General features: G+C 38.7%; 21 protein-coding genes, 1 pseudogene and 1 riboswitch. Of the genes and pseudogenes, 13 read left to right on the top strand and 9 right to left on the bottom strand.

The window, feature by feature from the left end; all coding sequences use genetic code 11:
- Nucleotides 1–58: 58 nt before the first annotated feature.
- Nucleotides 59–727: a phosphoribosylglycinamide formyltransferase gene (gene purN, locus PL8927_RS24775; RefSeq protein WP_083626160.1), complete on the bottom strand. Its 669-nt coding sequence runs from the start codon at nucleotides 725–727 to the stop codon at nucleotides 59–61.
- Between the two features lie 229 nt (nucleotides 728–956).
- Here purN and PL8927_RS24770 point away from each other — a divergent pair, with 229 nt between their 5' ends.
- On the top strand, nucleotides 957–1,844 hold the full coding sequence (locus tag PL8927_RS24770; RefSeq protein WP_083626158.1) for a carbohydrate ABC transporter permease: 888 nt from the start codon (nucleotides 957–959) through the stop codon (nucleotides 1,842–1,844).
- Between the two features lie 40 nt (nucleotides 1,845–1,884).
- On the opposite strand, the gene PL8927_RS24765 is transcribed toward PL8927_RS24770, so the two are convergent.
- Nucleotides 1,885–2,571, bottom strand: coding sequence for a phytoene desaturase family protein (locus PL8927_RS24765; protein ID WP_331281861.1), 687 nt, complete (start codon nucleotides 2,569–2,571; stop codon nucleotides 1,885–1,887).
- Nucleotides 2,572–3,016: 445 nt separating this feature from the next.
- On the opposite strand from PL8927_RS24765, the gene PL8927_RS24760 reads away from it, so the two are divergent.
- Together PL8927_RS24760 and PL8927_RS24755 are read left to right on the top strand one after the other, a co-directional pair.
- Nucleotides 3,017–4,705, top strand: coding sequence for a hypothetical protein (locus PL8927_RS24760; RefSeq protein ID WP_083626154.1), 1,689 nt, complete (start codon nucleotides 3,017–3,019; stop codon nucleotides 4,703–4,705).
- Between the two features lie 6 nt (nucleotides 4,706–4,711).
- Nucleotides 4,712–5,707 carry a pentapeptide repeat-containing protein gene (locus tag PL8927_RS24755; protein ID WP_083626152.1) on the top strand — a complete coding sequence of 332 codons (996 nt, stop codon included), beginning with the start codon at nucleotides 4,712–4,714 and terminating at the stop codon, nucleotides 5,705–5,707.
- Here PL8927_RS24755 and PL8927_RS24750 read toward each other — a convergent pair.
- Entirely contained in the window at nucleotides 5,704–6,096 is a 393-nt protein-coding gene (locus PL8927_RS24750; RefSeq protein ID WP_083626150.1) for a hypothetical protein, read from the bottom strand. The two genes, PL8927_RS24755 and PL8927_RS24750, sit on opposite strands and share 4 nt — an antisense overlap.
- An 87-nt stretch (nucleotides 6,097–6,183) precedes the next feature.
- On the opposite strand from PL8927_RS24750, the gene PL8927_RS24745 reads away from it, so the two are divergent.
- From PL8927_RS24745 to PL8927_RS29210, 5 genes and pseudogenes are all read left to right on the top strand, one after another.
- The gene (locus tag PL8927_RS24745; RefSeq protein ID WP_083626148.1) at nucleotides 6,184–6,351 is read left to right on the top strand and encodes a YqaE/Pmp3 family membrane protein; all 168 of its coding nucleotides are present in this window, start codon (nucleotides 6,184–6,186) and stop codon (nucleotides 6,349–6,351) included.
- A gap of 199 nt (nucleotides 6,352–6,550) precedes the next feature.
- Nucleotides 6,551–7,615: a branched-chain amino acid aminotransferase gene (locus PL8927_RS24740; RefSeq protein WP_083626146.1), complete on the top strand. Its 1,065-nt coding sequence runs from the start codon at nucleotides 6,551–6,553 to the stop codon at nucleotides 7,613–7,615.
- A gap of 81 nt (nucleotides 7,616–7,696) precedes the next feature.
- On the top strand, nucleotides 7,697–8,569 hold the full coding sequence (locus tag PL8927_RS24735) for an EI24 domain-containing protein (protein ID WP_083626144.1): 873 nt from the start codon (nucleotides 7,697–7,699) through the stop codon (nucleotides 8,567–8,569).
- A 156-nt stretch (nucleotides 8,570–8,725) separates the two neighbouring features.
- A complete protein-coding gene (locus PL8927_RS24730; protein WP_083626142.1) occupies nucleotides 8,726–9,874 on the top strand; it encodes an O-fucosyltransferase family protein in 1,149 nt (382 codons plus the stop codon).
- Nucleotides 9,875–10,316: 442 nt separating this feature from the next.
- Nucleotides 10,317–10,433, top strand: a pseudogene (locus PL8927_RS29210) (WD40 repeat domain-containing protein); the annotation flags it as partial.
- A 389-nt stretch (nucleotides 10,434–10,822) separates the two neighbouring features.
- Here PL8927_RS29210 and PL8927_RS24720 read toward each other — a convergent pair.
- On the bottom strand, nucleotides 10,823–12,427 hold the full coding sequence (locus PL8927_RS24720) for a HAMP domain-containing methyl-accepting chemotaxis protein (RefSeq protein ID WP_083626140.1): 1,605 nt from the start codon (nucleotides 12,425–12,427) through the stop codon (nucleotides 10,823–10,825).
- Between the two features lie 40 nt (nucleotides 12,428–12,467).
- On the bottom strand, nucleotides 12,468–13,481 hold the full coding sequence (locus tag PL8927_RS24715) for an ABC transporter substrate-binding protein (protein WP_083626138.1): 1,014 nt from the start codon (nucleotides 13,479–13,481) through the stop codon (nucleotides 12,468–12,470).
- A gap of 311 nt (nucleotides 13,482–13,792) precedes the next feature.
- Between PL8927_RS24715 and typA the strand changes: the two genes are divergently transcribed.
- The gene (gene typA / locus PL8927_RS24710) at nucleotides 13,793–15,583 is read left to right on the top strand and encodes a translational GTPase TypA (RefSeq protein WP_083626136.1); all 1,791 of its coding nucleotides are present in this window, start codon (nucleotides 13,793–13,795) and stop codon (nucleotides 15,581–15,583) included.
- Nucleotides 15,584–15,789: 206 nt separating this feature from the next.
- Nucleotides 15,790–15,881, top strand: a riboswitch (Glutamine riboswitch).
- A gap of 34 nt (nucleotides 15,882–15,915) precedes the next feature.
- The gene (locus PL8927_RS24705; RefSeq protein ID WP_083626132.1) at nucleotides 15,916–16,143 is read left to right on the top strand and encodes a hypothetical protein; all 228 of its coding nucleotides are present in this window, start codon (nucleotides 15,916–15,918) and stop codon (nucleotides 16,141–16,143) included.
- A gap of 108 nt (nucleotides 16,144–16,251) precedes the next feature.
- On the opposite strand, the gene PL8927_RS24700 is transcribed toward PL8927_RS24705, so the two are convergent.
- The 4 genes from PL8927_RS24700 to PL8927_RS24685 are packed head-to-tail and all read right to left on the bottom strand — an operon-like array spanning nucleotide 16,252 to nucleotide 18,822.
- On the bottom strand, nucleotides 16,252–17,457 hold the full coding sequence (locus PL8927_RS24700; protein ID WP_083626131.1) for a Coenzyme F420 hydrogenase/dehydrogenase, beta subunit C-terminal domain: 1,206 nt from the start codon (nucleotides 17,455–17,457) through the stop codon (nucleotides 16,252–16,254).
- 16 nt (nucleotides 17,458–17,473) lie between these two features.
- Nucleotides 17,474–18,073 (bottom strand): hypothetical protein, encoded by a 600-nt coding sequence (locus PL8927_RS24695; protein ID WP_083626129.1) that lies wholly within the window; start codon nucleotides 18,071–18,073, stop codon nucleotides 17,474–17,476.
- A gap of 21 nt (nucleotides 18,074–18,094) precedes the next feature.
- Nucleotides 18,095–18,529 carry a hypothetical protein gene (locus PL8927_RS24690; protein ID WP_083626127.1) on the bottom strand — a complete coding sequence of 145 codons (435 nt, stop codon included), beginning with the start codon at nucleotides 18,527–18,529 and terminating at the stop codon, nucleotides 18,095–18,097.
- Nucleotides 18,530–18,576: 47 nt separating this feature from the next.
- A complete protein-coding gene (locus tag PL8927_RS24685; RefSeq protein ID WP_083626125.1) occupies nucleotides 18,577–18,822 on the bottom strand; it encodes an AbrB/MazE/SpoVT family DNA-binding domain-containing protein in 246 nt (81 codons plus the stop codon).
- 240 nt (nucleotides 18,823–19,062) lie between these two features.
- Here PL8927_RS24685 and PL8927_RS24680 point away from each other — a divergent pair, with 240 nt between their 5' ends.
- The 3 genes from PL8927_RS24680 (at nucleotide 19,063) to PL8927_RS24670 (ending at nucleotide 21,761) form a co-directional block, all read left to right on the top strand.
- Nucleotides 19,063–19,614 (top strand): hypothetical protein, encoded by a 552-nt coding sequence (locus tag PL8927_RS24680; RefSeq protein ID WP_197047548.1) that lies wholly within the window; start codon nucleotides 19,063–19,065, stop codon nucleotides 19,612–19,614.
- An 87-nt stretch (nucleotides 19,615–19,701) separates the two neighbouring features.
- Nucleotides 19,702–20,850, top strand: a complete 1,149-nt coding sequence (locus PL8927_RS24675) for a PspA/IM30 family protein (RefSeq protein ID WP_156093324.1) — start codon at nucleotides 19,702–19,704, stop codon at nucleotides 20,848–20,850.
- A 119-nt stretch (nucleotides 20,851–20,969) separates the two neighbouring features.
- Nucleotides 20,970–21,761, top strand: a complete 792-nt coding sequence (locus PL8927_RS24670) for an Rpn family recombination-promoting nuclease/putative transposase (RefSeq protein ID WP_083626123.1) — start codon at nucleotides 20,970–20,972, stop codon at nucleotides 21,759–21,761.
- Nucleotides 21,762–21,995: the final 234 nt, after the last annotated feature.

The following is a 21,995-nucleotide window of genomic DNA, read 5'->3' as shown; positions in this document are numbered from 1 at the left end:
ACGTTTTGAGATTGTATCCTATTTGATTATTGTCGCCCAACTGGAAGTGAAATTTATCCTAAGTTGATTTTTGATTTTGCCATTGACTGACCAGGGAAATCGCCCCAATTAAAATTTTATGCTCTTGAACTTGAATCCGGGCGTGTAATGTTTCCGGGGTATCATCGGCTAAAATAGGAACCGCCGCTTGCATCAAAATTGGGCCGCTATCGACTTCGACTTCAACTAAATGAACGCTACATCCTGTAATTTTAACTTTCGCTTCTAGGGCCTGTTCTACGCCTCTAATTCCGGGAAAACTCGGCAATAAACTCGGATGTAAATTAATAATTTTTTGAGGAAACGCATCTACTAAAACTTGAGTAACAATTCGCATCCACCCGGCAAATACTATCCAATCAACATCATGTTCTTTCAGCGTTTTAACAATTTCTCGGTCTAAATCTTCCCGCTTTTTATAGTGGCGATGGTTTAAAAGAATCGTCTTGACTCCAAACCGTTGCGCCCGTTCTATGACTTGGGCATCGGGGTTATTATAAATTAAAACTTGAATTTTAGCATTGAGTTGTTGGTCTTGAATAGCTTGAGCGATCGCCTCAAAGTTAGTTCCACTTCCAGAAGCTAAAACCCCAATTTTTACAGGAGTTCCTTCCACAAACAAAGGGGAAGGAATCGCCGGAGAAATTAAACAATCAGTTGAGTCAATTCCCGTCACAGTAGCATTCATTAAGAGTTTTACCCATTTATATAGTAACTTCAATACAGTTTAAAGGCTTAATAGCTTATTGTAAAATATAGCAGTTAGGGAAACACGGTTAAAACATGGACTGATATTGAAACCAAGGGCGCTGAAATTTTTTTATCCCTGTTCCCTGTTCCCTGTTCCCTGTTCCCTGTTCCCTGTTCCCTGTTCCCTGCTATATTTTAAGAAAACTTTATCACAATTGATTCAGCTTATGGCTTCTTCACCCATTTCTCAGAAACAACTTCTGGATCAAGATGCAATCATGGCTTGGATTTTTCTAGCCCCCGCTTTACTGCTCATGGGGGTGTTTATTTTAGGGCCAATTGTGTATTTATTTTATCTGAGTTTTACTCAAGGGAGTTTTACAAAATCAGGGATTTATGGGGTGGGACTTAATAATTATGCGCGTCTGTTTCTGAGTCCTGATTTTTGGCAAGTGCTATTTAATACGGCTTATTTTACGATCGCAACAGTGATTCCTACTTTAATCCTTCCTGTAGGATTAGCGGTACTTTTAAACCGGACTTTTGCCCTCCGAGATATTCTGAGAACGGCTTATTTTATCCCCTCCATTACCTCTTTAGTTGCGGTAGGTTTAGGATGGCGTTGGTTATTTCAAACTGAGGGCCCTGTGAATGGATTATTAACTCAATTTGGACTAGATCCGATTCCTTGGTTAAGTAGTACCACTTGGGCAATGCCTGTGTTAATTTTACTCAGTATTTGGAAACAATTAGGCTTTAATTTAGTAGTGTTTTTAGCAGGTTTACAAACTATTCCTCAAAGTCGATATGAAGCAGCAGAATTAGATGGGGCAAATCCTTGGCAACAATTCTGGTATATTACCTTACCCGGTTTACAACCAACGGTGGTTTTTGCTACTGTAACAACGGCAATTTTTACCTTAAGAAGTTTTGAACAAGTTTATGTAATTACCGGAGGCGGCCCGTTAAATTCGACCAATGTTTTAGTCTATTATATTTATGATCAAGCCTTTGCTCAATTTGACTTTGGTTATGCAGCAGCAGCAGCAACTATTTTATTAGCGATCGCCTTAATTTTAGTTTATATTCAACTGCAATTATTTGGAGAAAATTAATCTATAAATTAAATTTCATACAAACTATCTGTTCCATTCCTTATTCCCTATCGATTAATCGCCTGACCCAAGGATCACGAACGGTTTGATCAACAATTTGACCCACTGAAGCCGAAATATCACCTAAGACAGGGAGTAATTTTAATAAAGAAAAGCCATAATTTGTAATTAATTTAGGAATCACTTTCCAATCGGCGCGTAACTCAATGGCGGGAATTTCTTTTAAACCTTGATAGATTTTAAGTAACCGTTGTTCAAACTGGGCAAATTCGATCGCGCCTTGGGGTGTAAATTGAGCAATAGCCTTTCGATAACGTTCGCTATTGCCATAAACCGCTAAACAGCCTTCGGGAAAATGATAGTGTCCCAAAGGATCATAGACCACCGTTGCCAGGGACTCCCCCAACCGGGTTAATACCTGCTGTAAGGGGTTTAAACCCTGGGGATCACTGAGTCCACAATAAAACGACGGCCCCGAATCAAAATCGAACCCCTGACGAGAAAAACCCTGCGCTGCACCCCCAGCCCAGGTATGGCTTTCTAAAATCATCACCTGTTTACCGGAGTGAGCCAAAAGCGCACCCGCAACTAAACCACCGATACCACTACCAATGACAATACCATCAAAATTTTGCATCCGTATTGCTCCGGTTGTAGGAGTTAAGCGACAAGATTGTACTGCTATTTTAATAAAAAATAGCGTAAAATATAGTAAGCTACTACGCATTAAAATTGTATTCTAAGATGAGGGAATGGAAAATGGGGAATAAAAAATAAAACCTTTTATTTGTACGATTGAGATATGTTTTAGCAGATCATCAGGGATGCGTGAATTTCTTCTGAACAGTCCTTTAACTGGATGTAAACTTAAGCAGATTTGGAATGTGTTCACCCTATAAAAGGTTAAAAAATCTAACGGAGGAATAATCATCCCATCCCCTAAACCTGATTAATTCAGGTCGTTGTGATCCTCTAAATTTTTCAGACCTTAGCTGAACATGATCCATTTTTAACGGTTCAAGCACCCTGGGATTAATGTTATTGTGTATTGTCGATTGTGCGTGATCAGTTTCCTGTTTCTCCTCAGTACCATCTGCCCCTACATAAAACCCCAGTGCCGGATACGCTTAAGTCACTTCGTAAACTGTTGACTTTCTGTATTGGAGACTAAAATGCCAACCCCATCCCGCCTAAATGAAGTTGCTCAAAGTTTAGAAACTGATCCGAATTCAACCCGGATTAAGAAGGTTTTATTGTGTGCCTATAATGGTAAATGGGAGAATGATACCCAAATCCTGAATGGCATCAATTTGAATGGCTTGCTGGAAAATATTTATCAAAAACATCCCCAATTTGAACCCCTTAGAATTATTCTTAATAATATTTTATCACGGTTGAATAAAAAGAATGAATATAGTCGGGTTGTTCATACAATTGAAGAACAAGTCAGTCAACTCTATTTTCAGTCTGTTCCTGTAGAAACTCAAGCAACAAATCAAGCCTCAATTACGGCTTCAGAAACCGTCAAAATTAGTCCTGAAGAGTTAAATTCTCTATCGTCAGCCTATTTAAGTCAGGGGTCTCCAGCTTATTCGATCCGCAATATATCGGATTTATTTAATGTGCGCTTTAAAATCATGCAGCATACCAATCCTCTGCGGGCAAAACTGGTGATTTTTTCAAGTTTAGAACGGGAATTTAATTATAGAGATGAAGATTGGTCACAACTCAAAAATCAAAGTCTGGATGATTTACTCAGTCAACTGTTACAAACCTTTCCTAATTTAGAACGGCTGAAGTCTCATCTTTATAAGATGGCGGAGTATTTAGAAGATGTGGATGAAAATATTCAGGTAGTGACGGTAATTTTAGATGCTCTCAGTCCTTATTATGAACCCAAACCTAAATCCTATTCTGAGCCAGGATTTAATAGTTCTGAGAGTCTTTCCCCGCTTCAAACAAAAGTTGTTCAGTCTTTGACAATTGAGGGTTTAGAAACTTCCCCTCAATCGATTTTGCAGCAACACTTTTTAACTAGCAATGCTATTGATATTAACGAGAGTGAAACCCTGCATTTGATCCGGCCAAAGTCCGAAGAGTTCGACTTTACTTTAGAGGAAGAATATAAAGTTAAAACTCCTGGTATCAGCGAGGGTAATTTTTCAGATTTCACCTCAGCAACATCAATTAGCAATATTGAGATCCCCGGAACAGACTTAAGCGGGATGAATGAGAGCCTTCAAAAAAAGCTAGGATTGGAGATAGAACTTGAGGAAAAAATAGAGCATAGTGTAGCCGATACTTTAGTCCCCTTAACAACAATTTTAAAGCATTTGGAATTATCTCTAAATGAACAATTAAAAAATCACTCTCCCGAAGTTCAGTTAGACATAAAATACAAATCTTTACGAAAGTTTGTCCATTTACTTCAAAGTAAAATTGTAGATTTAGAGATGGTAATTAATCAATCAGAAGTTGAAGAACAGCAACGATTATCTGTAAATAAGACAGTGATGACCCATGAAGCCGAAGACCCAGAAAACTTAGAACCCCGACTCACTCAGCCCCAATTGCTGGAACTCGCTAAACAGGGCCATGCTAAGGCGATCGCAACGGTGATCAGCCAATTTCTGAAATCCAGAGGAATTAGCACTCTAGCAAAGTCAAAAGACGCTTGCTTGCACATTATACTAGAGTCAGATCAAGTGCCAAATCAAGCCTCTATGAGTCAATTTGTTTATCAAAAACTTCTGGATTTGAAAATCAAATCGATTCAGAAGGTCAAAGTTTACGCTCGAACTCCAGGTAATAAATCAATGGCTTGGGTTCAAGAATTTACCTATACGGGGACTCAGAAATAATTAATTATGGATGAGGAAACATTACTCGAACAGTATCGAGCGGGACAAAAAAATTTTAAAGGCATTAATTTAAGGGGTGCTGAACTCAGTCGTGCGGACTTGATTGGTGCTAATTTAAGTGGTTCAGATTTGCAAGGTGCTAACTTTGTTTTAGCGTATTTGAACGGAGCCAACTTGTCACGGGCTAATCTTAAAGGAGTGCGATTTAATGGAGCCATTTTAAATAAAGCTAACTTAAGCGGTGCCAACTTAAGTGATGCCGAATTTCATGGAACAATTTTACAAAGTGCCGATTTTCGGAAAGCCAATTTAACCTTAGCAACCTTACTCGATGCTAACTTAATTCAAGCGGATTTAAGAGGAGCAAATTTACAGGGAGCCGACTTAAGAGGAGCTTGTTTAAGGGGGGCAAATCTGCGCTATGAAGCGAGGATTTATGAAAGTGTGAATTTGCGAGGTGCAGACTTAAGAGGAACGGATTTACAAGGGGTAAATTTAACGGGAGCAGATTTAACCAGGGCGAATTTAAGTGGAGCAAATCTAACAGAAACCGTGTTAAGAGGTGCAATTTTAAGCCAAGCTAACTTAACCCAAGCCAACTTACAATCGGCATTTTTAACGGAAGCTATTCTCACAGAAGCTAACTTAATTGGAGCTAATTTAAGGAAAGTTAAATTAGAACGGGCTGTCTTAATTGATGCTCAATTACCGGGGGTAGAATTATGTGATGCGATTCTTCCTGATGCTCAACTGAGTAATGCTAATTTAAGCAATGCGGATTTGAGCCGGGTTAATTTAGTTCGTGCTGATTTAACTCGAACTAACCTAAATTCTGCCAATCTCACCCAAGCAGATTTAACTGATGCCTCTGTTGCTCGAACTAACTTAAGAAATGCTAATTTAAGTTATACCTATTTAACTCGTGTAGAATTTAGTAGTGCGAATACGGCTGGGGCAATTTTGCATGGGGCTATTATGCCCAATGGTGAAATTCATGATTAAGAATTAATTCCTTTTTTCCCATCAAGTCGCCCTAATTCATAAATTCCCCCACTAATACAAGCAATAATTCCTACACTAATTGACCAACTTTTACCTAAAGCGATTTCAGTTCCCCAATTAGATAATGATCCCACAATTAAAAAGGGAACAATACTAAATAGGGAAGCATAAAACGCATTTTGGGACTCTCTACCTTTGCGGGTGCGCTCATATTCGGCTTCCGAGGTATATAATGTTCGTTCGGCATAATTAAACCAACGATTTAATTGGTGAATCACCCATTCACTCACGGGTGAAAATCCCCAATAGAATGCTAAAGACCACAGGGTTGCACCTGCGATCGCTGTTGGGTCAAAATGAAATTGGAAGGGAAAAATATCGAGCAACATGGGAACAAAGTTTAAGAGAATAGAGAGGTTTCCCTATTCTAAATGAAAAAATTGCTAAAATAGCAGTAGAAGTCATAATCCATTGATATGAGCATTATCCGTCTGATTGCTGCTATTTTCCTGCCTCCTTTGGGCGTGTTTTTAACCGTTGGTCTAGGAGGAGCGTTTTGGCTGAATATCCTACTGACCCTATTAGGATTTATCCCTGGGATCATTCATGCTGTTTGGGTGATCGCCAAATATGATCAAGATTAAGCCGGGTCTAATCAAACTCCTTCTATTGTGATCCACAACTTAAAAATAAGGGGAGTTCGGCACGGATGCCAGAGGTGCGACCTTAGAAAAATGTCAATTTTTCCTAAGTTTGTTGAATTTGGTATCCGTGTCTCGGTTTCTTGTACTCGGAAAGCGTTATCCTAGAAAAAACAATAAAACGCTGATCACCGAAGCTACAATGGAAACACTGAGTCAAAAACTTATCATTCAAAAAACAGAACACTCCCGTCTTTCTTCGGAAACCTTAGATAATATTCCCTTTGGTCGAATCTTCAGTGACCATATTTTTATTGCCACTTACGATAACGGCATTTGGCAAGATCTGAAAATTATGCCTTATGGTGATTTAAGTATGACTCCGGCGATGGCAGTTCTGCACTATGGTCAGGCTGTTTTTGAAGGGATGAAAGCCTATAAAAGTGCAGCCGGAGACACCTTAATTTTTAGACCCGATGCTAATTTTAGACGGATTAATCAATCGGCTGATCGACTCTGTATGCCGCCAATTCCTGAAGCAATCTTTATGGAAGGATTAACAGAATTAATTCGGTTAGATTCCGCTTGGATTCCTGAATCAGAAGGGAGTTTATATATTCGTCCGTTGTATTTTGCTACCGATGAATTTATTGGTTTAAAACCCTCAACTCACTATACTTTTATTATTATGAGTTGTCCGGTGGGAGCCTATTATTCTGAACCTGTTAAATTAATTGTCACCGATAAATATATTAGAGCCTGTGAAGGAGGAACGGGTGCGGCAAAATGTGCCGGAAATTATGCAGCTAGTTTATTAGCAGATAAAGAAGCCAAAGCATTAGGTTATGATAACGTGATTTGGCTCGATGGCATTCATAAAAAATATGTCGAAGAATGCGGCACCATGAATTTAGCTTTTGTGATTGATAATGTCGTGGTGACACCGCAATTAACCGGAACGATTTTAGCAGGAATTACACGCGATAGCGTGTTAACTTTATTCCGAGATCAAGGTGTTAAAGTCGAAGAACGGTTAATTTCTATTCAGGAAGTAGCAGAAGCTTACGACAAAGGGATTTTACAAGAAGCATTTGGCATGGGAACAGCCGCTACAATTGCCCAGGTTTCTAAAATTGGATATCAAGGACGAGATTTAATTTTACCCCCCATTTCTGAACGTAAATACGCTCAATCTATTTTAGAACAATTAGAAGCGATTAAAACTGGAAAAGCACCCGATCCTTATAATTGGGTTTGGAAAATTTAACCGCAAAAGGTGGGTTTAAACCCACCCCTAGTGCTTTATTGCAGCGCACGCACTCCCTCAAAATTCATTAATATATAAAATATGACCCCCAATAATTTACAATCTCCTAATTCTTGGCTAGAAAAACCTCTGAGTTTAATTACAGGTGCAACCTATCCCTTAAGAGCTTTACAGTTATTTTATTATAATCCGTCCTTAAGAAAATATGTGATTTTTCCGGTTATTGTTAATTTTATTGTGGGGATTTTTCTCTATTTTGGATTATTGCTTCCAGGGTTAACGGGAATTGAGAATATTGTCCTGAATTTAGACAGTCAAATTGATCAATGGGTCGCTAATTTACCCCAATGGTTGCACTATTTAGATATTTTAGCCAATATTTTAGGGTGGCTATTACGGGTGGGGTTAGTCAGTTTACTCTTATTAATTATTGGGTTTCTATTATTGCAATTTGGGGGAATTTTAGGAGCACCCTGGTATGGTCAACTCTCGGAGAAAGTTGAGGAACTACAAACGGGTAAACCTGCGGTATTACCGCCCCAAACTCTCACCAGTTCAGTTCAGGATATTGGACGAGCCATTTTATATGAATTAAAAAAACTAGGGTTACAAATTCTCATCGGAGTCCCTTTACTTTTATTGAATTTTATCCCTGGTTTGGGAACGTTATTGTTTACAATAGGGGGTATTGGTTTAGCCTCAACGATTGTTTGTTTAGACTTTTTAGACTCACCGATGGAAAGAAGACGGTTTAGGTTTAGAGATAAATTAAATATGATTATTCGCACCTTTCCCGCCAGTGTTAGTTTTGCCTTAGTCTGTTTTGGATTAGTGGTGATTCCGTTTTTAAATTTATTATCAATTCCAGTTTGTGTGGCGGCGGGAACTATGTTTTTTTGCGATCGCATTTTGTTAAATTATGGTTCTGAACCGGAAAAAATAACTCCAATTTGATTAAAAAATATTCGTTTATATGATAGAATAGTTTGGGGTTAAAATTATCGAGTATAATTATATCAGTTTGCCCTGTTTTTTTCACGGATCAAGCTTAATTTAACCACAAAGACACAAAGACACAAAGAAGTTGTAAAGACTAACCTGCTGATTCCTATGACCTCACGCTATTTGTTATACAAAGATTATGAATCCGGCTTAAATAATAACTTAATGGGATTAGAAATAGCCGTAGGATTAGCTTATTTAACTCAACGGAAATTAGTCTTTTATGGTTCAGTAGGAGACGAAAAAAATATATTACCTGTGCGAGGAGGATATTTTTTATCGGTTCCCGAAAGTCGAAAACATATTATTAATATTGACAAATTACCAACAATTTTAGATTTAGTTGACCAACTTCCGATTCCAATTTTAAATTATTCAGAATTTTTAGCAGAAACTCAAGGAAAAAATCTCAGCCATTATCATAGTGATGTGAGATTAGTTAATGCTGTTTTTGTTCCAAATAATATTACTATTGACCCTAAAGTTTTATCGGATTTTGCTGAAAATCGAACAATTGTACAAGATGTGGAACAGGATATTTTAGAGTTTAGTGCTTGTAACTTAGCTTATTATTCACGATTTTTTTATCCTCCTTCCCCTTCGGTGTATTCCCTCATGGAAGCGATTCAATTTAAACCGATTTATCGCAATTTAGCGAATAAAATTTATCAAACCCTCGGACAATATAATGGCATTCATATTCGGTTAACGGACTATCGTAACTGGATTCCCCATCGAGAAGCAGATCATCCTTATTTTATCTTAAAAACTCTCAAAGAAATCTTTCCTCCTGAAGAACTTTTATTAATTTGTACAGATGAATCTGAGAATATGGATTTTTTTACTCCGATTTTAAACTATTATAAAAACAGCATTTTTCTGGATACTTTTATTATTTCAGAATTTCTACAGGAGTTTAAAGACTTACCGTTTACGGATGAACAAACTCTAGGATTAATCTGTAATTTAGTGATGTGGAATTGTCAACAATTTGCGGGGAGTTTTCGCAGTACCTACACGGGAATTATTCATCGAAATTGGTTAAGAAACCAACTCAAACAACAAGGTTATCCCTCAGCATTAACCTTTAAATTTGTTGAAAGTGGTTTATCCCCTGGAGAGGTTCAATTTCATCAGGGTTTTTATCCTGAAATTAACTCCGGTTTGTTTAGTTGGAATCGTATTCATCTTCCTGTTATTAGTGAAATGAAATCCTGGTGTCGAGAATGGCAGGAATCTGTTTGTTTAATATTATAGTGCGATCGCATTTTACCTTAATATTTTAAATAATCTTAATTTTTTGGGAACCGGAGAAAGAACCACAAAGGCACAAAGACACGAAGGAAGATATGATTAAATAATACCCTAGCCCTAACCCCTATCCCCTTAACCATCCTTCTGTATTTCTTTGTGTCTTTGCGTCTCTGTGGTAACAAATACAGAATATATTAATTTTCCTAAACTGCTTTTAACCGATATTCCGAAATCCGCTAAAATTAATTGTAGGGTTTGTATAAAATTAAATAAAATCCTAATACACAAAAACTGAATGAGAAATAATCATAACTTCTGGGCGGGTTTATCTATTGGGATATTGCTGTTAGTCGGATGTGGAACATTTACTAATAAAAATACTCCTAATCAAAATTCCTCACCCATCGCCCCCTCACCCCAAGTTTCCTGGCAAAACCCCACCCTGGTTGCCACTCTCACCGGACATTCACGAGAGGTCTACTCTGTAGCCTTCAGTCCCGATGGTCGGACGTTAGCCAGTGGGAGTTCGGACAAGACGATTAAATTGTGGGAGGCACGATAGGGTTAGGTTGGAGTAGCAGAAACCGGGTTTCTGTAGATATCTTGATTTCTGGCAATTAATCTTAATTAGAAACCCGGTTTCTTGGGGTATTTGCGATCGCATTTAGGGGGTTTAGCATTCGGGGCGGGTTTAGCAAGATTTATACTAATTAACAGAGATTGTCTCGAACCCGCCCCTACAATTGGGGAATTTAATAATAGGGAAAAGTGCGATCGCTTGTTTTTCAATCAACATGACAATCACCCTAATTAATCTTAATATAACCCAAACTGTAGGGGCGGGTTCGCGTTAATCTCTGTTAATGAGCAGAAATCTGAATAAACCCGCCCCCAACCTATCAATAATTCTCAGAAACCCGGTTTCTTGGATGAGTAATTCCCCATTCCCTTTTATCCCACACCCAATACTTTCAGATGATGGGCTGCATTTTTTAACTGTTGGGTTTCTGACTTAGTTTGACTAATTCCGATAACAGTTTGTTGAGCGCCATTGTTAATAGAATTCATCGCTGTGATCACGGCTTCAATAGCGAGAACCTGCTGCTGTGAAGTTAAATAAATTTGTTGAGAACTTAAGGAAACTTGATCAATAGCTGAGGTAACTTTACTAAAAATTGCTGTGGTTTCTTCAACCATTTTTAAATTTTGTTGCACAGTATGTTTACCATCTTCTGCCGCCACCACTGTCCCTTTAACTCCTTGTCTAATTTGCTCAATTAAGGTATTAATTTTTTGAGCAGATTCCCGCGTTTCGTCCGCCAGTTTCCGAATTTCTAGCGCTACTACATTAAACCCTAAACCCTGTTCTCCGGCTCTTACGGCTTCAATGGAGGCATTCAGCGCTAACATATTAGTTTGATTAGCAATATCACCCACTAAATTACTAATACTATTAATTTGTTGGGCTTGTTCATTTAGAGTTATAATTTGACGGGCAATTTCGCTAACTTTGGCTTCTAAAATTGTCATTCCTGACAGGGTTTTAGAAACCGCATTAGCCCCATCGTGGGATAAATTCAAGACTTTTTTAGCAATTTGACTAGAGGCTTCCGCTTGTTCGGCGGCTTGACGGGAAGTCCGGCCTAATTCATCCATTGTGGTTGTGGTTTGATTGACGGATGCGGCTTGTAACGCTACAATTCTTTCCTGTTCTTCCACCGTTGCTGCTATTTCGGTGGAGGAATTAACAACAGTATTAACTAATCCTTTTAAACTCTGGCTAATGGGACGGGCGATCGCTATACTTAAAATAATTCCTAAAATTAGGGCAATTCCCGGCCCGAATATCATCCCCAAAACACTCCAACTTTTGCTAGAATTAATGGTTTTATCGGCATTAATTTTAGCGGATTCTGCTATTTTTTGATTTTCCTGAATGACTTTTTCTAAACTTGTAGCTGTAGCATAGAAAAGCGGTTGATTAATAGAGCGTGCTTGAATATGCAATTGTGATAAAAGTAAGGCGGCTTGTCGGGCTTTTTCCATTTCTGGGGAGTTTTGTTGACCCTTTTTCCATAAATTGAGTTGGGTACGGTCTGGGGATAAAATACCCATTTTTTCAAATTCATAATAAAGATTGATCAGATTTTGTTGCTGTTTTTCCCACTGATTAAATCTTAATTTGAATTCTTGCCATAATTGATCTTCTTTGACTGTTCTGGGTAAAAATTCATAATCAGAAAATCCAGTTTTAATTAAATCAGTATCGATTTTTATTTGTTCTATAATAGCTTGTTTTTCGCGGTTTCCAAAGTGACTATTTAATAGAGAAAAATTTCCAAAATAAACATTCCTAATTCCTTGATCTATTTTTTTTAATCCTAAAATTGACGGTAATCTGACAACGCTAATTTCATTGAGTTCATCGCTTAAATTTAAGGTTCCTTGCCATCCCAAAAAAGCCACAAAAAATACGATTAAACCCATCAATATAAAAGCGTTAATCAGTTTGAATTGCAATTGACAGTTTTTGAAAAAATTAATCACACTTTTCATAATTAATTCTCCTGAGTTTTTAAATGATTTTAGTCTATTTTTACCTGGAATTACGCATAAATTCAGCGTTCAAAATTTGTTCTATATTGACTGATTTCTGAATCAATTTATTTTTTTGTAAGAACTCATAAATTTTTTGACTGGCGTAGGGTAAAGAAGAAAACGTTTCTCCTATTTGAAAAGCGGTTAAATTTTCTGACCTTCCTTTGAGTTGAATTTGAGATCCATACTCTTTTAAATCTTGAAGGGTTAATCCAGAAGCTGAAGCAATAATTTGATTAGATAAATCTGGATTTTTCCGAATAAATTCAACGGTATCAAACCAACTATTGACTAAACCTTGTACCTGCTGGGGATGGGTTTCCAGAAATTGACGAGTCACAACTAGATGATCGGAAATAGCTCCAGGGAACTCTTGAGAGGTTAATAGGGTTTGACTTCCTGGACGATTTAAAGCCTCTTGAACAAAAGGAATATAGGTAACAACCGCATCTATTTCTTCTTCCAAAAATAGGGCGATATTAGGGATTAATCCCTGATTAACTATTGTCATATCAGAGGACTTTAATTTATATTTTTCTAAAGCCAACAGAAACATAAAATGATCGACTATTCCCGTTTCAACGGCAACTTTTTTCCCTTTTAATTGCTGAATATTTTTTAAGCCCGGTGCAACAATAACTTGATCTCCTCCGGTAGACCAATCGGTTAGAGCCACAACAACTTGATCGACTTTTTTGGCAGTCGTTCCTAATATATAGATTGTATCATACAAAGTCTGACAATTTCCCTCAACTTGACCGGATTCCAAGGCAGTTAATCCGGTGGAATAGTCAGAAAATTGTAAATTAACATCAAGATGATTTTTCTCAAAAATTCCCTGCTCTGAAGCAATTTGCCAAACGGCACATCCTGGCCAATTATTAAAGCCGAGGCGAAGGGTCTGAGGTTGGGTTTCTGTTTTGAGGTCGGGCTTCAATACTTGACAGCTTATAATTAAAAATAAACAGATCAAGCTCAGGGTTAAATAAATTAAGGATTGACGCAGTTTCATAAATTTCTGCCTGATTGCTATTGAGCAGAATTGATTATTATTTGACTAACAATTCAATTTTATCTCAAATTCAAAAGCTACCTGAGAAATGTAATATTTTAAAACCGAATTTAACGTTAATCTCTGCTTAATCTTGCTGCCTAACTTCTGCGACTGACCTCAACCCCCCGTAAGGGTCAGGAGGGAAGGGGTTAATTTTCTGGCCTGTTGCAGAGAAATCTGACCAATGCGATCGCCAATGCGTTACAATTATTAATACATTGGAACAATATTGACACTTTTCCAAAAATTCTGTTACCTAGACTCAACTTATGTCTCTTCCCATTCGCAACGTTGCAATTATTGCCCACGTCGATCACGGCAAAACGACCCTAGTGGACGCACTTCTCAGACAATCTGGTATTTTCCGCGAAGGGGAAGAGGTTCCAGATTGCGTCATGGACTCTAACGATATTGAACGGGAACGGGGTATTACGATTCTGTCTAAAAATACCGCAGTTCGCTATAAAGACACCATTATTAATATTATCGATACCCCTGGACACGCGGACTTTGGGGGCGAAGTCGAACGGGTGTTAGGCATGGTGGACGGTTGTATTTTAATCGTCGATGCTAACGAAGGGCCTATGCCTCAAACTCGTTTCGTCCTCAAAAAAGCCCTAGAAAAGGGTTTGCGTCCGATTGTTGTGATTAACAAAATTGACCGTCATCGGGCTGAACCGCACACGGCCGTTGATAAAGTCTTAGATTTATTCTTAGAACTGGGCGCCGATGATGACCAATGCGAATTCCCCTATCTGTTTGCTTCCGGTTTGGGAGGATTTGCCAAACGCAGCCTAGAGGATGAAAGTACCGATATGCAGGCCATGTTTGAGTATATCCTCGAATATGTTCCGCCTCCAGTGGGAGATGCGGCCAAACCCCTGCAAATGCAAGTCACAACTTTAGATTATTCTGAATATGTTGGGCGGATTGTGATTGGCAAAATTCACAACGGTATTATTAAAGCTGGACAACAAGCCGCCTTAATGAAAGAAGATGGCAGTATTGTTAAAAGCAAAATCTCTAAATTAATGGGATTTGAAGGTTTAAAACGGATTGAACTGCAAGAAGCATCCGCCGGAAATATTGTGGCGGTGGCTGGGTTTGCCGATGCTAATATTGGGGAAACGATTACCTGTCCGAATGAACCCCTAGCGTTACCCTTAATTAAAGTCGATGAACCGACCTTACAAATGACCTTCTCGGTGAATGACTCGCCCTTTGCCGGACAGGAAGGAAAGTTAGTCACATCACGACAAGTGCGCGACCGCTTAATCCGCGAATTAGAAACGAATGTCGCTCTGCGGGTGGAAGAAACCGACTCCCCGGATAAATTCTTAGTATCGGGACGGGGGGAACTCCACCTCGGTATTTTAATTGAAAATATGCGACGGGAAGATTACGAGTTCCAGGTTTCCCAACCCCAGGTAATTTACCGGGAAGTTAATGGCCAACCTTATGAACCTTACGAATATCTGGTGTTAGATGTACCTGAAGAAGGCGTCGGTAGCTGTATTGAACGCTTAGGCCAACGGCGGGCGGAAATGCAGGATATGCACGTTGGCGGCAATGGCCGGACTCAGTTAGAATTCGTTGTCCCCGCACGGGGTTTAATTGGATTTCGCGGGGAATTCATGCGGATGACTCGTGGGGAAGGAATTATGAACCACAGTTTTCTGGAATATCGCGCTTTATGTGGGGATATTGAAGCTCGTCGGAATGGGGTGTTAATCTCTTTTGAAGAAGGGGTGAGTACCTTCTACGCCATGAAAAACGCCGAAGACCGAGGGGTGTTTTTTATTAAGCCCGGTACTAAGGTATATAGAGGCATGATTGTAGGTGAACATAACCGTCCCCAAGATTTAGAGTTAAATGTCTGTAAAACCAAACAATTAACCAACCATCGGGCTGCAACGGGAGATGAACTGGTTCAGTTACAGTCCCCTGTGGATATGAGTTTAGAACGAGCTTTAGAATATATTAGCTCTGATGAATTGGTGGAAGTCACACCCCAGTCTATTCGTCTACGCAAACTCAGCAAGAAGTTAGTCAAACGCTAATCTTCCCTTCAAAACCCCTCCCTGTAGAGACGTTGCAGGCAACGTCTCTACAGGGGTCTATAATTTTTTCCTAAAATCTCAGCTTGACTTCCCCTGCTTCCCCTGCTCCTCTTCTCCCCCTGTTCCCTGTTCCCTGTTCCCTGTTCCCTCCTCTATATACTTTTTTCTTAAACGTGGTATAATCTTAATAACAAAAATCAATAGTAATCGTTCATCTCCCCCAAGCACTGAATAGGTGGGTGATATTTTAGCTGTTTGAGGAAGACGGAAGTAGGGAATTTTCCCGAAGGAACGCACAACACTGTTTTACCTGAAACGAAAGGTTTGTTGTGATGTTAGTACCTTCTTTGTTATCCCTTGCAATTTCCATTGTTGCAGCTTTACTCAGTGTAAGCACCAACGAAGAAATCGTTCAGGTTATTGCCAGGGGAATTGCTCTCGTCTGTCTGTTTGTTAGTTTAGTTTTAGCACCTTGGTTGGTTTTGCTGAGTTTAGCAGTCCCCCTGATGGGTATAAAACGGGTTCTTAATGAACAAGTGAACACTCCCAATCCCGGTTGAGTTTTAAGTGGGAGAATCTTTTAGGGGTGCTCCTGTCAATTTTGTCAATTTCACTAAATGTATTCTACCACACATAAGTAATTTCAAACTTATGCGTGGTTTTCTTATTTAGGAATTAGGTAGATGATATTGTTCGACAATTTTTTTAGCAAAATCAGGAACGTGAGCCTCTAACTTTTCAGGATGATTCCGTTTTACATACAGATAATTGCGAGTAAAGTGAGAATCAATCGAAAACCGCGCATATTCTAACCCTCTAGGGCCGATTTTATCAATTACCACCCCCATTAATTTAGCCGCCCACATCGGTAAGGTAACGGCTTTATCATAGGCAGGAATACTTTGTTGCACCGCTTGTTTGCGATTTCCTTGGGTGATTACAGGTTGGGTATCAATTAAATCTCCAACTAAGTCTAACATTTCCTGCCCGGTTTGATTTCTAACGACAATCCATTGCCAGCCAAAAGTTGCTCCCATATATCCGACAACTAAATCCGCCAAAGAATTGACATAATCAAAACAACTCAAACAAGAAGGGGCAAAAATATTCTTTAATTCTTTGGTATTTAACCCAAAAAATGGTACAGTTTCTAAAGAACCATCCTCATGTTTAAAGTGAATCCGAAAATCCTGCATAAATTCATAATAAACAACAGTATCAGGGGATTTACTTGTTGTTTCTAAGAATTTTTGCAACCCCGCACGGGTGACATTATCAACGCAGGGCGTTCCCAAAACATAAAGTTTTTCTAGTCCTAATTCCTTCTCAACTGCCCGCAAAGCTTGGATTTGACAACCTACCCCAATTACTAACAGCCGCTTCATTTTCGACTGTTCGATTTGTTCTAAAATTGATAAATTCGGGGATAATGTCGGTTTATTGACTTTAGCTGCTAGAATTTCTTCCGGGGTTCTCGCAATTACAGGTTGAGGTTGAAAACGGTCTTCTTTGCTATTTTGAACACAAACAACCCCTTCTACTAACCCTCGGTTGAGCATTTCAATAGCAATGGTACTCACAATTCCTGTCCATTGAGCCCCTTCAATGGGTTGTTTTTTCTTGGCTTGCATCATATCTTGATGCACCCCAAAATAGACATCATCCCAGTTGTCTAAATTGCGGCTTCTTCCATGAGCTTCTGCTTCTAATTCAGCTATTTGTTGATTCAAAAAAGCACAGGCTTCTTTAACATAATGAATATAATAGGTGTCGCACAGACCGCACTCGCTACAGAGTTCCTTAGCAGGGCGACGACCCCCCGGCTTCATACCTTGAGCTTTGAGATGTTTGGCTGGTTCTTGTAGTGAAGTCATTGATAGTTGGGTTTTGTTATTTTCCAGATTGTTCTAGCCCATATTTTACCGCAGGACGAATCAATTTGAAATCTTGTAAAACAAACTCAAGATTTTCGCGTGTTAGACTCTCATGGGGGGAAGAAAAAGCTGGTTTAATAAACTCGTACATATCTTCTTTCGTGACATAACCTTGTTTCCAAGCCAATATCATTACCTCAAACAAAATTGTTCTTAACTCTCTTAAAACTTGCTGTTTATCCAACTTATAATTATACTGATTGTGCTGATCATTAAACTCCCTTAATTGACAATGAAGCTGCTCACCCTCATGGGTTAAAATAACCGTAATATGGCAACTTTCAACAAAATCTATCCGAATATTTTGACCCTGTTCTAATTGACCAATTTGTTCGGGAAAGCGATCTTCAAATAACATACAAATATCAGGGTCAAAAAATACAGTAAACTGGATCTCACCAATTTCCCAGATAACTCGTTGATTACACTCATAACAAAAACGCCGTAACCCTAATTCAAAATCAGATAATTCTCCTAATGGATCTTCTGGAGGTAAGCCGTAATTTTCTAAATTTTGATTATCAATTTTAAAACTAAAATTCGTTATTTCTTTCATGCTAATTTACCTAATTTTGACTTATTTTGATTTAGGCTGAACAACTGGATAAGCATATTTAATTGTTCCATCATACTTTCTCCCAATTTCAACATAATAAACGTTTTCAGTAATCCTGCTATCAGAATGATAAACTCTACCAATCGGACGATTAAACTTAATAATGTACTGCCCATAATATTTAGGGATTAACTTTTCCGCTATTACCCAATCTTGATCATTTAACCATTGTCCTTGATCCTGATTTGTACTCGTTGATCTTCCTTGTAAGTTACTGGATTTGAGCTTGGAACCATGATGGCGGATAATATGATCGTAAGCTTTACTTGATTTAGGATTATCCCATTGAGGCTCTTGACCCTTCCCTCGCCAAATACAACCACTTCCTACCTTAACTGTTGAATCAATAATATCTGCTTCAATAATTTCGATAGTTTCTCCCTCACCCGATGCCACTCAATCCTCCTGTCTGATATTTTTAATACCGAACTAAAATATTAGTATCAAGTCCAATCATTTGCCTCCTGATAAATAGCAGCTTCCATGTCTTCTAAGGTGGCTTTTTTCATCCCAGGACGATGCAAAATCCCCGATAAACTTTCAACCGCAACATTCAGAGGAATGATTTTTACCTCTCCATTTTCATCAATGAAAAATTCCACTTTACTACCTGTATCAAGTTTCAAGTAGTCTCGAATGACTTTAGGAATCGTGACTTGTCCTTTACTGGTTACGGTTGTACTCGCCATGAGAAGGAATCTTTACTAATAGTCCTTACTATATTGTATTATATTTCTAGCTAACATCGCTGAAGTGGAGATTTTACCATTTTTGACGAGGGTAAGATTCTTATTGTGTCAAGCCAGCAATCCTTAGATATCTTCTTTTGAAGTATCATTAATAGTATTAAACTTCCGTATAAATACGAATTCCAAGATATTGTTATTTTTGTTAATTTAATATCAAGGTCAATATTTTAGGCAATCACCATGACTGACAAGGATAATCAGGATTTGCAAAACGTTGCAGAAGCGACAGGTTACGCAGCGACAGGGGCAGCAGTTGGAACCGGAGTGGCTGCAACCGTTGGTGGTATGGGGTTAGTGGGTGGCTTTGGCGGTGTGGCAGTAGGGGCTGCTCCCGTCGTGGCGGCGGGTGCAGTGGTGGGAACAGCAGCCTATGGTGCGAAAAAAGCCTTAGAAGCAGGAGATGCAACGGCGTTAGGTGCAATCGCGGTAGGTGCGGTTGGAGGTGCTGGGGTTTCTGCGGTTGTGGGTGGTATGGGTTTAGCGGTGGCGGGAACTGCCGTTGGTATTGGGATGGCACCTGTTGTGGCGGCTGGTGCGGTTGTGGGGTTAGCAGGGTATGGGATTAAAAAGTTAGTCGATGATCATTTAGAAAATTTAGAACAAGAACAGTTAGGAAATGCGATCGCAAATAAACTCAATGAAAATTTAGAAACTGCAAAAAAAGCGAAATTAGAAGTTGAACAAGCTGCACGAGATGAGTTCTGGAAACAACGAGATCTAGCCGATAAATAGGTAAGTTACGGAGTGAATAAATTAAAACTAAATCGCTCAAAATTTCATCTTAGTCCCTTTTAAAAATAAAAACAGGAGTTAAAAATTATGGGTCAGCTATTTAATCGAATGGGTCGTTTAATTAGAGCTAATGTCAACTCTTACCTCGACTCTTCTGAAACCGATTCTCGCAATTTTTCAGCAGGTTCAGCCTTTGCAACGGGGGGTGCTTTAGCAGGTGCTTCTGTTGGTCAAGTTGGAATTTTAGCAGCCGGAACAGGTTTTAGTGTTGGAACAGTTGGATTAACTGGGGCTGGTGCATTAACAGGACTTGCGCTTTATGAAGCTATTAGAATGATGATAGAAGGGGATACTTCATCAGTGGGAGCAGCCACCGCAGGTGCAGTTGCGGGTGCAGGTTTGTCTGCTGCTATAGGAGGTATTGGAGTCGCCACAGGAGGAACAGCATTTGGTGTGGGAATGGCTTCTATGGGTGCTGCGGGTGCTATTGCTGGACTCGGTGTAGCGGGTTTAATGCGTCTTTTGAAGCAAGGAATTGATCCAGAAAAGCTGTTAGAACAAGCTGTTTTGGATATGCAAGAAGATGTGATTAAGTTCCGTCAAGCTATTGTTCCAGTAATTGTTGCTCAAAAACGTCTTGAACAACAATATACTCAAACTAAAATGCAAGTTAATCAATGGCAATCACGAGCCGAAATTGCTGTAAAAAAAGGTTATGAAGATTTAGCTAAAGAAGCATTAAAACGAAAGCAATTATGGTTCAATACTTTAAATACAATTAAGCAGCAACTAGATACTCATACAGAACAAGTTACTTCTCTCAAACATCAATTATTGGTTTTTGAACAAAAGGTTTCTGAGGCTAAGTCTAAGAAATCATTACTAATTTCTAAAATCAAAGCTGCAAAAGCACAGGTTGAAATTAATAATCGACAAGATTTGTTAGGTGGAATTAATTCTTATAATGCAACAACAGCCTTTGAACGAATGGAAGAGAAAATTTTACAACTGGAAGCTCGTTCAGCAGCAGCAGGAGAATTATCGGGTTTAGATTTTGAAAGTAAATTTGCTGCTTTAGAAGCAGGAAGTGACATTGATGATGAGTTGGCAGCATTAAAAGCACAAATTACAGGTAATTATACCATAAGTGTTCCTGATTTGAAACCCAATTCTTCGCCCAATACTTGTCCAATTGATGATGAGTTAGAACAATTACGTCAAGAATTGAATAAGTAATATCTCAGCTTCACGTCACCATTATTCCTGAATTGACATAATACTATTCTCTCGCTTTTGGATAAGTCCCTTGCTTCTGGATACCTTGCTTTTGATCAACTAGCGGGTCTTGAGAAAGAATGAAAACAGATTCTATTTTTTATCGTCTATTCAGTGAACTTCCTAGCAGTTTCTTTGAACTCATCGGGGGTTCAGAAACAGACTCCCTTAACTATCGATTTGATTCCGTTGAACTCAAACAAACCGCCTTTCGCATTGACGGCGTATTTCTTCCCCTAGAGTCAACTTCCCAACTCCCGATTTATTTCGTTGAGGTACAATTTCAAAAAGATCCCAATATTTATGCTAGGCTTTTTTCAGAAGTATTCGTCTATTTGAGAATTAACAACCCGGCTCAAATCTGGCGTTCTGTGATCATTTTTAAAGAACGTAATGTAGAACCCGATAGCCTCGAACCCTATCAACCTTTATTAGATTCTAACTTCGTTCAAAGAATCTATCTCGATGAATGGCAAGTTGAACCTGCTAGTATTGGATTAGGAATCATTCAGTTAGTCATCACTCCTGTAGCCGAAACCCCTGCTAAAGCCAGACAACTTTTATCTCAAACCCAGCAAACCCTTGAGGATGTCAATATCCAATCTGATGTGATAAATTTAATAGAAACCATTGTCTTGTATAAATTGCCAAACCTGAGTCGGGAGGAACTAGAAACTATGTTAGGACTAAACGATTTAAAACAAACAAGATTTGCTCAAGAAATGTTAGAAGAAGGGGAACAAAAAGCAAAATTAGAATCTGCTAATCGATTTTTAGCCTTGGGATTAAGTATGGAAATTGTGGCGCAAGGATTAGGATTAACCCTTGAAGAATTACAACAAATGCTCCAAAAAAATCCCAATCCTCAATAACCTTATCCGTAGGATAGCCATCGGTTAGATAGTCTATAAATAAACCGAGTTTCTTCTTTATAAAAAGCTCGGTTTATTAGATTTATTGTAATCCCAAAAATCGGTTTCATATAAACTCTGCATTTTCAATTCCTCCTAAATTTCTGATAGCAATAAGCAGGTTAATGTTAACAACTTCTTTGTGTCTTTGTGTCTTAGTGGTAATATTCAAGGCTTGACCCTTGTAAACAAGCC

This window comes from Planktothrix serta PCC 8927, from assembly GCF_900010725.2.
Taxonomy (GTDB): Bacteria; Cyanobacteriota; Cyanobacteriia; order Cyanobacteriales; family Microcoleaceae; genus Planktothrix; species Planktothrix serta.
The sequence above is the reverse complement of the archived record's forward strand: the minus strand, read 5'-3'. Positions and strand labels throughout refer to the sequence as shown.

Coding starts and splice junctions, on each gene's coding strand:
- purN (WP_083626160.1), bottom strand. CDS start 727: ATGAATGCTACTGTGACGGGAATTGACTCAACTGATTGTTTAATTTCT.
- PL8927_RS24770 (WP_083626158.1), top strand. CDS start 957: ATGGCTTCTTCACCCATTTCTCAGAAACAACTTCTGGATCAAGATGCA.
- PL8927_RS24765 (WP_331281861.1), bottom strand. CDS start 2,571: ATGCGTAGTAGCTTACTATATTTTACGCTATTTTTTATTAAAATAGCA.
- PL8927_RS24760 (WP_083626154.1), top strand. CDS start 3,017: ATGCCAACCCCATCCCGCCTAAATGAAGTTGCTCAAAGTTTAGAAACT.
- PL8927_RS24755 (WP_083626152.1), top strand. CDS start 4,712: ATGGATGAGGAAACATTACTCGAACAGTATCGAGCGGGACAAAAAAAT.
- PL8927_RS24750 (WP_083626150.1), bottom strand. CDS start 6,096: ATGTTGCTCGATATTTTTCCCTTCCAATTTCATTTTGACCCAACAGCG.
- PL8927_RS24745 (WP_083626148.1), top strand. CDS start 6,184: ATGAGCATTATCCGTCTGATTGCTGCTATTTTCCTGCCTCCTTTGGGC.
- PL8927_RS24740 (WP_083626146.1), top strand. CDS start 6,551: ATGGAAACACTGAGTCAAAAACTTATCATTCAAAAAACAGAACACTCC.
- PL8927_RS24735 (WP_083626144.1), top strand. CDS start 7,697: ATGACCCCCAATAATTTACAATCTCCTAATTCTTGGCTAGAAAAACCT.
- PL8927_RS24730 (WP_083626142.1), top strand. CDS start 8,726: ATGACCTCACGCTATTTGTTATACAAAGATTATGAATCCGGCTTAAAT.
- PL8927_RS24720 (WP_083626140.1), bottom strand. CDS start 12,427: ATGAAAAGTGTGATTAATTTTTTCAAAAACTGTCAATTGCAATTCAAA.
- PL8927_RS24715 (WP_083626138.1), bottom strand. CDS start 13,481: ATGAAACTGCGTCAATCCTTAATTTATTTAACCCTGAGCTTGATCTGT.
- typA (WP_083626136.1), top strand. CDS start 13,793: ATGTCTCTTCCCATTCGCAACGTTGCAATTATTGCCCACGTCGATCAC.
- PL8927_RS24705 (WP_083626132.1), top strand. CDS start 15,916: ATGTTAGTACCTTCTTTGTTATCCCTTGCAATTTCCATTGTTGCAGCT.
- PL8927_RS24700 (WP_083626131.1), bottom strand. CDS start 17,457: ATGACTTCACTACAAGAACCAGCCAAACATCTCAAAGCTCAAGGTATG.
- PL8927_RS24695 (WP_083626129.1), bottom strand. CDS start 18,073: ATGAAAGAAATAACGAATTTTAGTTTTAAAATTGATAATCAAAATTTA.
- PL8927_RS24685 (WP_083626125.1), bottom strand. CDS start 18,822: ATGGCGAGTACAACCGTAACCAGTAAAGGACAAGTCACGATTCCTAAA.
- PL8927_RS24680 (WP_197047548.1), top strand. CDS start 19,063: ATGACTGACAAGGATAATCAGGATTTGCAAAACGTTGCAGAAGCGACA.
- PL8927_RS24675 (WP_156093324.1), top strand. CDS start 19,702: ATGGGTCAGCTATTTAATCGAATGGGTCGTTTAATTAGAGCTAATGTC.
- PL8927_RS24670 (WP_083626123.1), top strand. CDS start 20,970: ATGAAAACAGATTCTATTTTTTATCGTCTATTCAGTGAACTTCCTAGC.